General features: G+C 71.9%; 14 protein-coding genes. 11 read left to right on the top strand and 3 right to left on the bottom strand.

Annotated elements, in window-relative coordinates; translation table 11 throughout:
* Window positions 1–16: 16 nt before the first annotated feature.
* The 4 genes from AB0E05_RS15905 to AB0E05_RS15890 are packed head-to-tail and all read left to right on the top strand — an operon-like array spanning window position 17 to window position 4,243.
* On the top strand, window positions 17–991 hold the full coding sequence (locus AB0E05_RS15905) for an amino acid ABC transporter permease (protein WP_361963590.1): 975 nt from the start codon (window positions 17–19) through the stop codon (window positions 989–991).
* On the top strand, window positions 988–1,761 hold the full coding sequence (locus tag AB0E05_RS15900; protein WP_361963588.1) for an amino acid ABC transporter ATP-binding protein: 774 nt from the start codon (window positions 988–990) through the stop codon (window positions 1,759–1,761). The genes AB0E05_RS15905 and AB0E05_RS15900 overlap by 4 nt, the downstream gene beginning before the upstream one ends.
* A complete protein-coding gene (locus AB0E05_RS15895) occupies window positions 1,761–3,395 on the top strand; it encodes a D-aminoacylase (protein ID WP_361963585.1) in 1,635 nt (544 codons plus the stop codon). The genes AB0E05_RS15900 and AB0E05_RS15895 overlap by 1 nt, the downstream gene beginning before the upstream one ends.
* Window positions 3,392–4,243, top strand: coding sequence for a serine hydrolase (locus tag AB0E05_RS15890; RefSeq protein ID WP_361963583.1), 852 nt, complete (start codon window positions 3,392–3,394; stop codon window positions 4,241–4,243). Before AB0E05_RS15895 ends, AB0E05_RS15890 begins: the two co-directional genes overlap by 4 nt.
* Before the next feature lie 38 nt (window positions 4,244–4,281).
* Here the strand turns inward: AB0E05_RS15890 and AB0E05_RS15885 are convergent, their stop codons facing one another.
* The 3 genes from AB0E05_RS15885 to AB0E05_RS15875 form a co-directional block, all read right to left on the bottom strand.
* Window positions 4,282–5,205, bottom strand: coding sequence for a LysR family transcriptional regulator (locus AB0E05_RS15885; protein WP_361963581.1), 924 nt, complete (start codon window positions 5,203–5,205; stop codon window positions 4,282–4,284).
* A gap of 64 nt (window positions 5,206–5,269) precedes the next feature.
* Complete coding sequence (lysA, locus tag AB0E05_RS15880; RefSeq protein ID WP_361963579.1) at window positions 5,270–6,604, bottom strand: diaminopimelate decarboxylase; 1,335 nt, start codon at window positions 6,602–6,604, stop codon at window positions 5,270–5,272.
* A gap of 121 nt (window positions 6,605–6,725) precedes the next feature.
* The gene (locus AB0E05_RS15875) at window positions 6,726–7,676 is read right to left on the bottom strand and encodes a cation diffusion facilitator family transporter (RefSeq protein ID WP_361963577.1); all 951 of its coding nucleotides are present in this window, start codon (window positions 7,674–7,676) and stop codon (window positions 6,726–6,728) included.
* Window positions 7,677–8,063: 387 nt separating this feature from the next.
* On the opposite strand from AB0E05_RS15875, the gene AB0E05_RS15870 reads away from it, so the two are divergent.
* From AB0E05_RS15870 to AB0E05_RS15840, 7 genes are all read left to right on the top strand, one after another.
* Entirely contained in the window at window positions 8,064–9,245 is a 1,182-nt protein-coding gene (locus tag AB0E05_RS15870) for an ATP-binding protein (RefSeq protein WP_361963575.1), read from the top strand.
* A complete protein-coding gene (locus tag AB0E05_RS15865; RefSeq protein WP_361963573.1) occupies window positions 9,242–10,081 on the top strand; it encodes a roadblock/LC7 domain-containing protein in 840 nt (279 codons plus the stop codon). The genes AB0E05_RS15870 and AB0E05_RS15865 overlap by 4 nt, the downstream gene beginning before the upstream one ends.
* On the top strand, window positions 10,074–10,457 hold the full coding sequence (locus AB0E05_RS15860) for a DUF742 domain-containing protein (RefSeq protein ID WP_361963571.1): 384 nt from the start codon (window positions 10,074–10,076) through the stop codon (window positions 10,455–10,457). The genes AB0E05_RS15865 and AB0E05_RS15860 overlap by 8 nt, the downstream gene beginning before the upstream one ends.
* A 3-nt stretch (window positions 10,458–10,460) precedes the next feature.
* Window positions 10,461–11,021: an ATP/GTP-binding protein gene (locus AB0E05_RS15855; RefSeq protein WP_361963569.1), complete on the top strand. Its 561-nt coding sequence runs from the start codon at window positions 10,461–10,463 to the stop codon at window positions 11,019–11,021.
* A 9-nt stretch (window positions 11,022–11,030) separates the two neighbouring features.
* Window positions 11,031–12,383 (top strand): cytochrome P450, encoded by a 1,353-nt coding sequence (locus AB0E05_RS15850; protein WP_361963567.1) that lies wholly within the window; start codon window positions 11,031–11,033, stop codon window positions 12,381–12,383.
* Window positions 12,384–12,476: 93 nt separating this feature from the next.
* Window positions 12,477–13,724 (top strand): cytochrome P450, encoded by a 1,248-nt coding sequence (locus tag AB0E05_RS15845; RefSeq protein WP_361963565.1) that lies wholly within the window; start codon window positions 12,477–12,479, stop codon window positions 13,722–13,724.
* Complete coding sequence (locus AB0E05_RS15840; protein WP_361963563.1) at window positions 13,721–14,500, top strand: enoyl-CoA hydratase/isomerase family protein; 780 nt, start codon at window positions 13,721–13,723, stop codon at window positions 14,498–14,500. The genes AB0E05_RS15845 and AB0E05_RS15840 overlap by 4 nt, the downstream gene beginning before the upstream one ends.
* Window positions 14,501–14,758 lie beyond the last annotated feature (258 nt).

The raw sequence follows: 14,758 nt of genomic DNA, 5'->3' as shown, positions 1-14,758 counted from the left end.
GAGAGGGAACGCGATCATGTCCCATCTCAGCAAAAACGTTCCTGCGCAGAAGGTCGCACCCACCCCGGCGCCCCTGGCCGACGCGGAGTCCACGGCCGACGACCTCGTCCTCAAGGTGACTTCCCGCCCCCGCCCCGGGCGCTGGCTGGCCGTCCTCGCCGCCCTGTTCTTCGCCACCTGGCTCGCGTACACGATCATCGTCAACCCCAACCTCCACTGGGACGTCGTCGTCGACTACCAATTCGACGACCGCATCCTCAAGGGCCTCTGGGTGACCGTCCAGCTCACCCTGATCTCCATGGCCGTCGGCATCGCCATCGGCGTGCTCATCGCGGTGATGCAACTCTCCGAGAGCCCGGTGCTGCGGCTGATCGCCAGCGCCTACACCTGGTTCTTCCGCGGCACGCCCCTCCTGGTCCAGCTCATCTTCTGGTTCAACCTGGCGCTGCTGTTCCCGGTGATCGGCATCGGCATTCCCTTCGACGGCCCCAAGCTCGTCGAGTGGCAGACCAACGCGGTCATCACCGGCTTCGTCGCCGCCCTCCTCGGCCTCTCCATCAACGAGGGCGCCTACATGGCGGAGATCGTGCGCGCCGGCATCCAGAGCGTGGACCCGGGACAGCGCGAGGCGGGACAGTCCATCGGCATGTCGAACCACCGGATCCTCACCCGCGTCGTGCTCCCGCAGGCGATGCGCGTGATCATCCCGCCCTTCGGCAACCAGTTCATCTCCATGTTGAAGACCACCTCCCTGGTGTCGGTGATCGCCGGCTCGGACCTGATGACCGTCTCCCAACACCTGTACCTGGCGAACTTCGAGGTCATCGCCCTGCTGATGGTGGCCTCCATCTGGTACCTCGTCCTCACCACCCTCGCCAGCGTCGCCCAGCACTTCATCGAGCGGCACTACAACCCCGGCGCCGCGCCCATGCGCCGCCGGGTGCTGACCAACCTCGTACCCGGCCGCACCGGCAAGGGAGCCACAGCGTGAACGACATCGTCCTCAGCGCCCGGGGGGTGCGGAAGCGGTTCGGCGACACCGAGGTGCTCAAGGGCATCGACCTCGACGTCGCCGCCGGCGAGGTGCTCTGCGTCATCGGCCCCTCCGGCTCCGGCAAGTCGACCCTGCTGCGGTGCTTCAACCACCTGGAGAAGATCGACGCGGGCCGCATCCGGGTCGACGGCGAACTCGTCGGCTACGAGCAGCACGGCTCGTCCCGGACCGTGCTGCGCGAACGGAGACCGCGCGACGTGCGCAGACAGCGTGAGCGGATCGGCATGGTCTTCCAGCGCTTCCACCTCTTCCCGCACCGCACCGCGGTGCAGAACGTGATGGAGGGACCCCTCGTGGTCAAGGGCTGCTCCCGGGCCGACGCGGAGCGCCGGGCCCGCGAACTGCTCGACCGCGTCGGGCTCGCCGACCGCTCGGAGCACTACCCGAGCCAGCTCTCCGGCGGCCAGCAACAACGGGTCGCGATCGCCCGCGCCCTCGCCATGGACCCCACCCTGATGCTCTTCGACGAGCCCACGTCGGCCCTCGACCCCGAACTCGTCGGCGAGGTGCTGGGCGTCATGCGCGACCTCGCCCGCAGCGGAATGACGATGATCGTGGTCACCCACGAAATGGGCTTCGCCCGCGAGATCGCCGACCGCGTCCTCTTCCTCGACCAGGGCGCCGCCGTCGAAGAGGGCCACCCGGAGCAGGTGTTCAACGACCCGCGGCACGACCGCACGCGGGCCTTCCTGTCGACGGTGCTGTGATGGCCGGCCCCGTACGCACACCCCCCTACGACCTCCTCCTGCGCGGCGGCACCCTCGTCGACGGGACGGGCGCACCGCGCCGGAAGGCCGACGTCGCCGTCACCGACGGCAGGGTCACCGTCCTGCCGCCCGGCGGACGGCACGCAGCGGCCGATACCGTCGACGCCACCGACCGGGTCGTCACCCCCGGCTTCATCGACGTCCACACCCACTCCGACGCCCTGGCCGCCCGCCACGACGGCGGCCCGGACGAAGCCGCGGTCGAGGAACTGCGCCTCGCACCCCTGCTCCAGGGCGTGACCACCGAGATCAGCGGCAACTGTGGCAGCAGCCTCTTCCCTGCACTCCCCGAGCGGCTGCCGGGGCTCGCCGAGCACGTACGGGTGACCTTCGGCCTCGGTGACGTACGGCCCACCGAGGACTTCGACGGCTTCGCCACGGGCCAGGACCCCGCGCTGCGCCGCACCCACATCGCCTCGCTCGTCGGACACGGCACCCTGCGCGCCGGTGTGATGGGCTTCGACGACCGCCCCGCCACCCCCGACGAACTGCGCACCATGTGCGCGCTGCTGGACCGGGCCCTCACCCAGGGTGCCGCCGGGCTGTCCACCGGGCTGATCTACCCGCCCGGCGGTTACGCGGCGACCGCCGAACTCGTGGCGCTCGCCGAGGTCGCGGCCCGGCACGGCAAGCCCTACGTGACCCATCTGCGCGACGAGATGTCCCAGGTGGAGGCCGCACTCGACGAAGCCCTGGAGATCGCCGCCCGCTCCGGCGCGCCGCTCCAGGTCTCGCACCACAAGACCGCCGGCCGTCACGCCTGGGGCGCCACCCTGCGCACCCTGCCCCGGCTGGAGCGCGCCCGGGCCGAGGGCATCGACGTCCTGTGCGACGTCTATCCGTACACGGCGGGCAGCACCGTCCTGCACGCCCTGCTGCCCCCCTGGGCGAACGAAGGCGGCATCGGCGCCCTGCTCGAACGGCTGCCGAGCCCCGCAGTGCGCGACCGGATCCGGGCCTCCATCGCCGACGGCGTCGACGGCTGGGAGAACACCGTCGGCAACGGCGGCTGGGACCTCGTCTCCGTCGCCGCCGCCCCGCACCACCCCCGGGCCGAGGGCCATCGCATCGCCGACCTGGCGCGGGCGGACGGCGTCGACCCGGTGGAGTACGTCTGCGACCTGCTGCTCGCGGAGCACGGCGCGGTGACCATCATCAGCCACTCCATGCGCGAGGACGACGTCCGCCGCGTCCTCGCCAGCCCGCTGGCCATGATCGGCTCGGACGGGGTGCCGAAGCCGGGCCGCCCCCACCCGCGGTGGGCCGGCAGCTTCGCCCGGGTCCTCGGGCACTACGGTCGCGACCAGGACCTGTTCACCCTGGAGAGCGCCGTGCACAAGATGACCGGGCTGCCCGCGCGGCGCTTCGGCCTCACCGGGCGCGGCACCGTCCACGACGGCGCCCACGCGGATCTCGTCGTCCTCGACCCGGACGCCGTACGGGACACCGCGACCTTCGACCGCCCGCTGCGCGCGCCCGAAGGCGTCGACGCGGTGGTGGTGGCCGGCCGGGTCGCCGTCCGCGACGGCCGTGCGACCGACGAGCGCGCGGGAAGGGTGGTGAGGGTGCCGTGACGCTGGCCCGCGTGGCGGCGGCTGCCCGCCGAGCCACCGCGTTGCCGCTGGTCCTCGCCGTCGCCGCGATCGACGTGGACGACGGCCGGAGCGTCGGCGTCGACGACACGGCCGTGCTGCCGGTGGCCTCCGCGTCCAAGCTGCTGCTGCTCGCCGAGGTCGCCCGCCGCCTGGAGACCGGGGAACTGACCCCCGGGCAGCCGGTCGCCGTGGCGCCGTCCGACGTGGTCCACGGCACCGGACTGCTGTGCCGGCTCGGCCGAAGCGGCTGGACCGTGGAGGACCTGTGCTGGCTGACGGCGTCCGTCAGCGACAACACCGCGACGAACGCCCTGCTGCGACTGGTGGGGCTGGACGCCACCGCCACGCTCGCCGCGGACCTCGCCGTCGACGGACTCGCCCTTAACGACCGCGTGCGCGACGAGCGCGGCCCCGGCGACCCGCCCGTGTTCGCCACGGGCACCGCCCGGTCGCTCGCCGAACTCGTCGCCCACGCCGCCCGGTCCACCCTGACCTCCCCGGGCGCCTCGCGGCGGCTGCTGCACTGGATGCGGTCCAACACCGACCACGGCCTGGTCCCCGCACTCGTCGCGCACGACCCGTACGCGACCTGCTTCCCCGAACCGCTGCCCGGCGGCCTGCTCGTGGCCAACAAGACCGGCACCGACCCCGGCGTCCGCGCGGACGCCGGGATCCTCATCGGCGCACGCCGGGTCGCGTACGCCGTCGTCGCGCACTGGGACACGGCGCTCGGCGACAGCACGGAACGGGCCGCGGTGCACGCCATCCGCGACGTCGGCCGCACCCTCGCCGACTACGCGGGCCAGGCGCCGCACCCGACGTCCTGACCCCGACGACCGGTCCGGCCCCGGACCGGTCGTCGCCGTCACGCCCACTGCGCGCCGAGCAGCGCTCCGACCTCCTCGGCCGCCGACCGCAGGTCGGTGAGGAAGGCGCGGAGCAGCGGGTTCTCGTTCGTACGACGGGTGGCCACGCCGATCCGACGGTGCAACTGCGGATGGTCGAGCCGGCAGACGTGCACGCCCGCCGTGTCCCCGAGCCCCAGCGCCGGGACCAGCGCGATGCCCATGCCCGCGCGGGCGAGGTTGATGGTGACCTGGTAGTGGTCGCTACGGCAGCGGACGCGCGGCAGGAAGCCCTCCGCGGCGCAGGCGCGCTCCAGCACCGGCTCGCCGGTGTGGCCGCCGCGGGTCCCGATCCAGCTCTCGCCCTCCAACGCGGCGAGCCGGACCACGGAGCGTCGCCCCAGCCGATGGCGCAACGGCACCACGACCAACTGCGGCTCGTCGAAGAACATCTCCACGTCGACCGACGCCTGCCGGCACCACGGGTCCAAGGGGTGCTCGAAGACGACCACCGCGTCCAGCGCGCCGGCCTCCAGATCGGGCACCAACTCGTGCGGCTGCCCCAGGATCAGCTCCAGCTCCACATGGGGCCGGTCCACCGCGAACGCCGACAGGGCCCGGGGCAGCAGCTCCAGACCCGCGGATGCGAAGAACCCGAGCCGCAGCACCCCGGCCTCGCCGAGGGAGTGCTCGCGCAGGTCGTCCCGCGCCACCGCCATCAGATCGGCGATCGCCTGCGCGTGCTCGGCCAGCCGCCGCCCTGCGGGGGTGAGCCGCAGGCTCTGCGGCCCGCGCTCCACGAGCGCCACCCCGACCTCCTGCTCCAGCCGGGCGAGCTGGTGGGAGACCGCCGAGGCGCTCAGGTGCAGCTCCCCGGCCGCCGCCACGATGGTGCCCCTGCGGGCGATCTCCAGCAGGACGAGCAGACGCGCACTGTTCAGCATTGCGCCAGGTTAGGTCCCTTTGGGTGGATCGTGCCCGGTCGGGGCGGATCCACCCGGTGGGCCTTCAGCGCCCGCTGCGGGCCGTGACCAGCCCGGCGCCCACGGGGCGGTCGTCCGGTGCCGCTGCCACGTCCAGGCGCAGCAGGTCCTCCTCGGTCTCCCGTCGGACGACCAGCCGGGCGTCACCGTCGCGGACGAAGACCACGGCGGGGCGCGGCAGCTTGTTGTAGTTGGACGCCATGGCGTAGCCGTACGCCCCCGTCACCGGTGTCGCCAACAGGTCGGACACCCGCAGGTCGGCCGGGAGTGCCGCGTCGTCGATGATCACGTCGCCGCTCTCGCAGTGCTTGCCGACCACCCGGGCGCGCAGCGGGCGGGCGGCGTGCGGCGCGCGCGGCAGGAACGCCTCGTACCGGCTGGCGTACAGGGCGGGGCGGAGGTTGTCGCTCATCCCGCCGTCGACGCTCACGTACGTCCGCACGCCCTCGATCCGCTTGATCGTGCCGACCCGGTACAGCGTCAGCCCGGCGCGCGCGGTGATGGAGCGGCCCGGCTCCACGGTCACCTCGCCCCGCCAGCCGGCCTCCTGCGCGGCGGTCCGCACCCGGGCGGCCCACTCGGCGAACGTCGGCACCCGCTGTCCGGCCTCGTAGGCCACGCCGAGGCCGCCGCCCACGGTCAGTCCGCGCACCCCCGCGGCCACGGCGAACCGGGCGACGGCCCGGGCGCCGTCGGCCAGCTCGGCCGCGTCCAGCACCTGCGACCCGACGTGCGCGTGGACGCCCTCCAGCACCGTCGCGGGGGAGTCGGCGGCCCGACGCACGGCCGCCGCGGCGGCTCCGTCGGCGAGGCCGAAGCCGAACTTGGAGTCGGTGCCGCCGGTACGGATCGCCTGGTGGGCACCGGCGGCGACGCCCGGCGCCACCCGCAGCACCACCGGCACGGGGGCGAGCCCGGTCGTGGCGTGCAGCCGCTCGATCCGGTCCAGTTCGTCGAAGCTGTCGACCACGACGTGCCGCACCCCGGCGCCGATCGCCGTGCGCAGCTCGTCCTCGTCCTTGTTGTTGCCGTGCAGCACGATCCGCCCGCCCGGCACGCCAGCGTGCAGCGCCACCCGCAGCTCGCCGCCGGAGGCGACGTCGAGCAGCAGCCCCTCCTCGTGGGCGAGCCGCGCCATGGCGGTGCACAGGAACGCCTTGGAGGCATACGCCACGTTCCCGGCGCCGAAGGCGGCGACCGCCTCCCGGCAGCGCTGCCGCAGGTGTTCCTCGTCGTACACGAACAGCGGTGTCCCGAACCTGCGCCCCAGCTCGACGAGCGGAACACCGCCGACGGACAGCCCCGAGGGGCCGTCCTGAGCGGTGGCGGGCAGCAGGTCCGGGTCGATGGCGGACGGCATGGTTCCTCCCCGTGGTCGGACTCGCAGCCATCCTCAGCCCCGGGCCGGGGGAGAAGAAAGCGGATACTTCCGGGGGTGAGCATCAGCTTTTCGAAGGCTCGCGGAGGTGTGGGCCGCTTCCTCACCAGCCGGTGCTCCCCGGCGCCGGTGCCTCGGTGATGTCGAGGAAGACGTGGTCCGCCTGCGGCCACTGCTCGCCGATCCGCTGCTTGATCCGTACGCAGGCCAGCTCGACCTCCTCGCTGTCGATGCCGGGCGCGAGGTCGATGCGCGCGGCCACCAGCACCGAGTCCATGCCGAGCCGCATCGTGAGCAGGGAGGCCACGTTGTCGATTTCCTCCTGCGCCGCGAGGAAGGCGCCGATCCGCTCGCTGAGTTCGGGGTCCACGGCCTCGCCGATCAGCCGGTCGCGGGCCTCCCGGGCGAGCCGGTAGGCCACGTAGACGAGCAGCAGGCCGATGCTGAGGGAGGCCACGGCCTCCCAGGCGACCTGTCCGGTGACCAGGTGCAGCACCATGCCGGCCATGGCGAGGACGACGCCGAGCACGGCGGTGGAGTCCTCGGCGATCACGGTCCGCAGCGCGGGGTCCCGCACCCGACCGCGCTGGTGGTGCACCTGGTGGAGGGCGCGCAGCAGCGAGCCGCCCTCCGCCAACAGGGCCACCGTGAGGACCGCGAGCCCGACGACGTAGCCCTCGTGCGACTCCTGGCCCCCGGTCCGGAGGGCGTGCAGCCCTTGGTAGACGGAGAAGGAGCCGCCCAGGACGAAGATCCCGACGGCGGCCAGCAGCGCCCAGAAGTACCGCTCCTTGCCGTAGCCGAAGGGATGCCGGGCGTCCGCGGGGCGCCGGCTGCGGCGCACGGCGATCAGCAGGAAGACCTCGTTGAGGCTGTCGGCGATCGAGTGCGCGGCTTCGGAGAGCAGCGCGGGGGAGGCCGTCAGCAGGCCCGCGGTGGTCTTGGCGGCGGCGATCAGCACATTGGCGCCCAGCGCGACCAGCACCGTCACCCGGGTGTGGACGTCCCGCGCCCGGCGGTCGGGGGCCTGCTGCTGCGGTGCCACATTCGACACCGTCTCTCTCCGCGGCCCGGTGCGCCAGTCGGTGTCCGTGCCCGCGCCCTCACGCAGGGTGGTGGGCCGGGGCGCAATCCGTATCCCTCGTGTTCTCGCGCCGGCCACCTCGGCGGTCCCGGCGAGAGCGCCGTCGGGCGACTTGCTCCCTTTGACCACCTGTCAGGAGAGATATCCGTACAGAGGCCCTATTGACGCCCATGGGAGGGCAAAAGTGCAGGTCCCAGGGGGGAAGGCGCGGTGATAGCATTCCCGAATCCGCGATCATGAATCTCACAACTCAGGCACGAAAATGCGTAGTTGACGCGGGGGAAGCGGGCCTGGTTGCGGACCCTCTTGAGGTGTATCCGTGGATGTCTTTAGGTCATGCGCCGGGAAAGGTATGCCGTGAATCAGGACGCACTCATATGGTGCCTGGTTGTCGTGGCGGCGATAGCCGTCGTTGCGGCCGTGTTGCTCGTCGGCCGCAACAGAGCTCTGGGAGCTAAGAGACGAGAGGTCGAGGCCGCGCTGGGGCAGCAGCTGCGGACCTCGGAGGGCCAACTGGCGGTGACCCAGTCGGAGCTGCGGCGGGTCAAGGATGAACAGGACAGCACCGTACGGGCGGCTGAGGAGTCGTCAGAGGACAGCACCAAGGCGGTCCTCAAGGGTGCGGCGCGCTTCCTCCAGTCGCTCGCCGCCGAGCAGATGGCGCTCCTGGAGGAGATCCAGCGGAAGTACGGTGGACACTCCGTGCTCTCCGACCTCCTGGAGGTCAACCACGCGAACGCCCAGATGGCGCGCAAGGCGCAGGGCATCGCCGTGATGTGCGGCGCGCCGATCGGGCGCCGCAGCCGCCCCGCGAGCGTCTACGACGTGGTGCGCAGCGCACAGGGACAGATCCGCAACTTCCGCCGGGTCGAGATCATGCAGCAGACCGGCTTCGCCCTGAAGGCGTCCGCGGTCTCTCCGGTGGCGCTCGCCGTCGCCGAACTCCTCGACAACGCTGCCAGCTTCTCGCAGAGCGACGCCCCGATCGAGGTCACGTTCCAGCACGTCCAGAACAACCTGTGCATCGTCATCGACGACGCCGGCGTCAGCATGAACGACGAGGAGCGGCAGAAGGCGACCGCGCTGCTGTCCGGCGACGTCAGCCCCCGGCTGTCGCAGCTGGGCAACCAGCCCAAGTTCGGCTTCCCCGTCATCGGCCTGCTGGCCACCCAGTACGGATTCAAGGTCGACGTCACCGGCGTCTCGCGCTACGGCGGCGTGCGCGCCGTGGTGCTGCTGCCCGAGGAGTTGTGGACCGTGGAGGAGGCACCGCCCGCCGACGAGGCGCCCGTACGGGACATCCGTCAGGCGGAGGGACGCTCGCAGAACTCCGGGCGCACCGTGCACGGCCTGCCCAAGCGCGGCAGCCGACAGACCCCGCTCGTGAACGTCTCCCAGCGCAGCACGGCCCGGCCCGTGCCCCGGACCCCCGACGAGGCCGCCCGCGCCACCGGCCGCAGCCTCGGCGCCTTCCAGCGGGGCACCATCTCCGGACGCAACCTGGACTCCCCGCCGTTCGAAGGGTCCGAAGACACATGAGCCCAGATCTGTCGTGGATGCTTGAGGACATCGTGCGCAACGTGCCCAAGGCGCGGCACGCCGTCCTGCTCTCGGCCGACGGTCTTCCGCGCGGGGCCACGGAGGGCCTGCCGGCGAAGGACGTGCGCACCATCTCCGCCGCCATGGCGGGCATGCAGTCCCTCAGCCGCGCCATCGCGCACTTCGCCGGTGACGCGGAGGCCCGGCAGTGGGGCCAGACGATCATCGAGTTCGAGCACGGCTGGATCTTCCTGATCGGTGCGGGCCAGGGTGCCTACCTGGCCGCCGCGGCGGCGCCCGAAGTCGACATGCAGCAGATCTCCTTCCGGATGCACCGCCTCGTCGCGCGGCTCGGGGACAACCTGACCTCGCCGCCGCGGGTCGATGTCGGCAAGGCGGGCAACGGCGACCGCGCCCGCGACCGCACGACGCCCACGACCGGTACCGGCTTCGTCCTGGACGTGCTCGACGAGGTCGTCGCCGACGTGCACGGCGCCCGGCACGCCGTCCTGCTCGGCGGGGACGGACTGCCCCGCGGGGCGACCTCCGGCCTGAGCCGCGACCTGGCGGACACCATTGCCGCCGCGATGACCGGCATCCACGCCTACAGCCGCGTCACCGCGCCGTTCGCCGGCGTCGCGGCGGAGGCCGAGTGGCGGCAGACGGTCATCGAGTTCGAGCACGGCTGGATCTTCCTGATCGCCGCCGGACGCGGCGCCTTCCTGGCCGCGGCGGCCGACCGGGACGCCGACATCGAGGACTTCAGCACCCGTCTGCACGGCGTGGTCCCGCGGCTCAACCCCGGTCACGCACGAGTGGGGGGCGACCATGCATGACGACCACGAACGCGACCTGGAACTGACGTCCTCGTTGGTTCCGCTCTTCGTGATCACCAACGGACGGTCCCTGCCCCCGGATCACGAGTACGAACGGACCACCCTCGTCTGCGCCCAGGACGAGAGCGTGGCCGCGGCACGGACCCTGTCCCCGGAAGCGCGCGTCGTCATGGAGCTGATAGCCGACGGCTACCTCTCCGTGGCCGAGGTGGCGGGCCACACGCACCTGCCCCTGGGCATCGTGCGCATCCTGCTCGCGCAGTTGGAGGAGGGCGGCCTCATCTTCGTGCGGGAGCCCGTCCCGCGCGCCGAGCGTGCCGACAGAGAACTGCTCAGCGCCGTGCTCGATGGCCTGAAATCCCGATTCGGAGCGTGATTCGTGTACCTGGATCCAGGCGTCTCCACCGCGGTGAAGATCCTCGTGGTGGGACACTTCGGGGTCGGCAAGACCACCTGCATCGGCAGCATCTCGGAGATCGAGCCCCTTCAGACCGAAGAGGAGATCACCGAGGCCAGCGAGGGCTACGACGACCTGTCGGGCACGCCGGACAAGACCACCACCACCGTGGCCATGGACTTCGGCAGGCTCACCCTGAGCGACCAGGTGGTGCTCTACCTCTTCGGCACCCCCGGTCAGGAGCGCTTCAAGGAGATGTGGGAGGAGCTGTCCCGCGGAGCCCTGGGCGCGCTCGTCCTCGTCGACCCCGAGCGCCTCTCCGAGTCCTTCCCGGTGCTGGACCTCGTCGAGAGCTTCGGGCTGACGTACGCGATCGGCGTCAACCAGTTCCAGACGTCGCCGGCCTACCCGCTCGACGAGGTGCGCGAGGCGCTCAACCTCAGCGCCGACACGCCCGTCGTGACCTGTGACGTACGTGACCAACAGTCGTCTGCGCAGGCACTGATCACCCTGGTGAACCACCTTCTCTCGCTCATCGGCTAGGAGATCCGCATGCAGCACTCCGAATCGGGGATGCCTGCCGGCTGCCCCGCGCACGGCAACCCCGCACTCTTCGGGCCCGGCTTCGGCTCCGACCCCGAGGGCGCCTACGCCGCGCTGCGCGCCACCGGCCCGAGCGCCCCCGTCGACATCGCCCCCGACGTCCAGGTCGAACTGGTCACGAGCTACGACGCGGCCCTGTACATCCTGCAGAACCCCGCCTCCTTCGTGCGCGACTCGCGCCGCTGGAACGCGCTGAACGAGGGGCGGGTCCCCGAGGACAGCCCGGCCCTGCCCATGATGGGCTACCGGCCCAACGCCCTCTTCAGCGACGGCGCGGCCCACGCCCGGCTGCGCCAGGCGGTGACGGACAGTCTGGCCACCGTCAACGAACTGCAACTGGTGCGGCAGACCCAGCAGTCCGCTGCCTATCTGATCAGCCAGTTCGCCAGTTCCCCCCGGGGGCAGGGCGAGCTGATGGCCGACTACGCCCAGCCGCTGCCCCTGCTGGTCTTCAGCGATCTGTTCGGCTGCCCTCCCGAGATCGGCGACCAGGTCATCGCGGGGATCTCCGGCATCTTCCAGGGCACGCCCGACGCCGACCAGGTCCTCGGCGCCGCCCTGGGCGAGCTGATCGCCCTCAAGCGGCGCAGTCCCGGCACCGACCTCACCACCCGGCTGATGGAGCACTCCGCCCGGCTGAGCGACGAGGAGGTGCTCCACCAGTTGGTGACCCTCCTCTCGGGCGGTACGGCCCCGCTGACGGCCGCCATCGGAACCAGCACCGCCCTGTACCTGGGGGAGGAGTGGCAGACCGGCCTCCCGGTGGAGGACGCGGTCTCCCAGACGCTGTGGAACTACGCGCCGATCGCCAACTACGCCACGCACTACGCGACCCACGACGTCGAACTGGGGGACCGGACGATCCGGGCCAACGACCCGATCGTCATCTCCTTCGCAGCGGCCAACACCGACCCGCGGCTGACTGCGCACCGGGAGCAGCTGAGCGCCAAGGCCCACCTGGCCTTCGGCGCCGGCCCGCACGCCTGCCCCGCCAAGGACCCCGCCTTCATGATCACGGTGGCGGCCGTCGAGGCGCTTCTGAACGGGCTCCCCGACGTCGAGATGCGCGTCCCCTTCAAGGACCTGAACTGGGCGCCGATTCCCTGGAGCCGGACCCTGCTGGGCCTGCCGGTCCGCTTCACTCCGAGGGTCGTCACGCCCAAGACCGCCGAGCGCTCCGCTACCACGTCGCGCACCTCCGTGTCGATGCCCCATGCGGCACCTTCTTCGGAGACTTCGGCGCGTCCCCAGCCCAAGGGCGGTCTGTTCAGCCGTTTCCTCGCGTGGACTAGGGGAGAGTGACGCAAGTAACGTCCTGTAGTCCTCTGATGGCGGATGGTTTAACAATGTGAAGGGTACGTATGGCGGCTGACTTTGAAGAAAGGATCCGTCATCGTGAAGGTCGCCGCCCCTTCCCAGGCCAGCCGCCGTAGCGCCGTTGCGCACTTCGCACGACTCAGGACTTCCAAGGGACAGAGCAACCCCTTCCCGATCTACGCGAACCTGCGTTCGCTGGGGCCGATCCTCCCGGCGCCGTGGGGCGGTCACCTCGTCACCGGCTTCGACCTGTGCGACCACGTGCTGCGCAGTCGCGAGTGGCTGGAACCCGACCGGCAGTGGCGCAGCCGTCAAGGGGGAGGGACCCGCTGGGACTCGCCGTCCGCCACGGAGATGAGCAAGACGCTGCCCTGCCTCAACCCGCCCGACCACACCCGGGTGCGCCGGTCCGCCGGCTCGTTCGACCGCGCCACCATCGAGCGGCTCGGTCGGGCGGTCGGCCGGGTGACCGACCTGCTCCTCGACTCCGTCGCCGAGCAGGTCCAGGACGGCGAGGCCGACTTCGTCGATCTGGTCTGCGAGCAGCTGCCGGTGGCCACCATCGGCAGCTGGCTCGAACTCCCGACCGCTGATCTGCCCCGGCTCCGGGAGCTGACCCACGATCAGGTCTTCACCCAGGAACTGCTGCCGTCGGCGAGCCAGCTGGCGCTCTCCGACGCGGCCACCGCCGAGCTCCGCGCCTACTTCACCGAACTGGTACGTGAGCGCCGGCGGCACCCCGGGGACGACCCGATCTCCCGGTGGATAGCGACCTGGGACACCCTGGAGCCGGACCGCGACCAGGCCGACGAGGCGGTGTACTACCTGGCCCTGTTCGTGCTGCTGGCCGCCTTGGAGACCACCTCCACCATGCTCGCCACCACGGTCCTGTTGCTTCTGGAGCGTCCCGAGTGGTGGTCGCGCCTGGCGGCCCGCCCCGATCTGGTGCCCGGCTTCGTGGAGGAGTCGCTGCGTTACGACCCGCCCACGCAGGTGATCAGCCGGGTCGCCCACCACGACGGTGTGCTGGGGGGCATGGAGGTCCGCAAGGACGACATGGTGCACCTCATGATCGCCGCCGCCCACCGGGACCCCGAGCGACACCCCGATCCCGAACGGTTCGACCCCCTCCGCAACCCCGGTCACCTCGCCTTCAGCGGAGGCGCCCACTACTGCATGGGAGCGCCGCTGGCCCGCCTCGAAACCCACACGCTGCTCCGTCACCTGACCGAGCGCCTGCCCCGTCTCGCCCTTGCCCGCCGTCCGTCGTGGGCCCCCCGCGTGGCGTTCCGCCGCCTACTGAACCTGGATGTCGTCCTCGCATGACCACCCCCGTCCCCATAGCCAGCACCACGGTGTCCGACGCCGCCTCCGGAGCCCTGGGCGTCCGGGAGGACGGCCCCGTGCTGCACGTCGACCTGAACCCCACCGGCGGTGCCAGCCTCGGCGTCGCCGCGATCGACGAGTTGACCGCGCTCCTCGACGGCCTCCACGACCGGCCGGAGACCCGGGCGCTCGTCCTCTCCTCCACGGGTGACGACTTCTGCCTCGGGGCGGACCGCGGCGAGTACCGGGCGGCCCTGGCGGCCGATCCCACCGGGGCGTCCCTGCGCCGCATCGTGGACAAGGCCAACCGTCTGTGCCAAGCGCTGGAGAGCTCCCACACGGTGTCCATCGCCCGGCTCCACGGCGGCGTCGTCGGTGCCGGACTGGCCCTGGCCGCCTTCTGCGACCTGCGCGTCGCCGCGGAGACCTGCCGCTTCAGGATGCCCGAGGTCGCGGTGGGCCTCGCGCCGGCCTGGGGCGGCGCGCTGGGGCGGCTGATCTCGGAGGCTGGTGCCGCCCGCATCCGGGAACTGATGCTCACCTGCGACAGCTTCGACGCGTGGACCGCCCAGCGCATCGGCCTCGTGCACAAGGTGGCGCCGCCGGACGAGTTGGACCGCGTCGTCGACGCCTGGACCAGGCCGTTGGCCCGGCGGTCGGCCGAAGCCCTCACGCTCACCAAGCGGATGTTCGCCGGGTACGCCCGTGCCGACCGCACCGCCGACGTCGCCCTGCTCGACGCCCATCTGTTGGCTGCCTGCCTCAGCCGTCCTTGACACCGGCGCGCCACGGCCGCCGCCCGCTCAGACCCGTAGGTCCTCGTCCTCCCGGCGCATCGAGGCCCTTGCCGGGGCGGCGGCGGTCCGTGTCGCTCCTGTGTGGAGGAGGAGGCGTCCGTCTGCCGAGCACCGAGTCCTGCCGCGGAGCGCGCCGGACCCGCTCACCGCCACCCCGTACGACCCCCGTGGACGACGCCGTGCAGCACGTGGCTTCCGGGCCACCGGCACCGTCGCACCGCGGTCCACGTCAGAGAC

The sequence above is a fragment of the Streptomyces sp. NPDC048057 genome (genome assembly GCF_040653095.1).
Lineage (GTDB): Bacteria > Actinomycetota > Actinomycetes > Streptomycetales > Streptomycetaceae > Streptomyces.
This window is presented reverse-complemented; position numbering and strand designations above follow the sequence as displayed.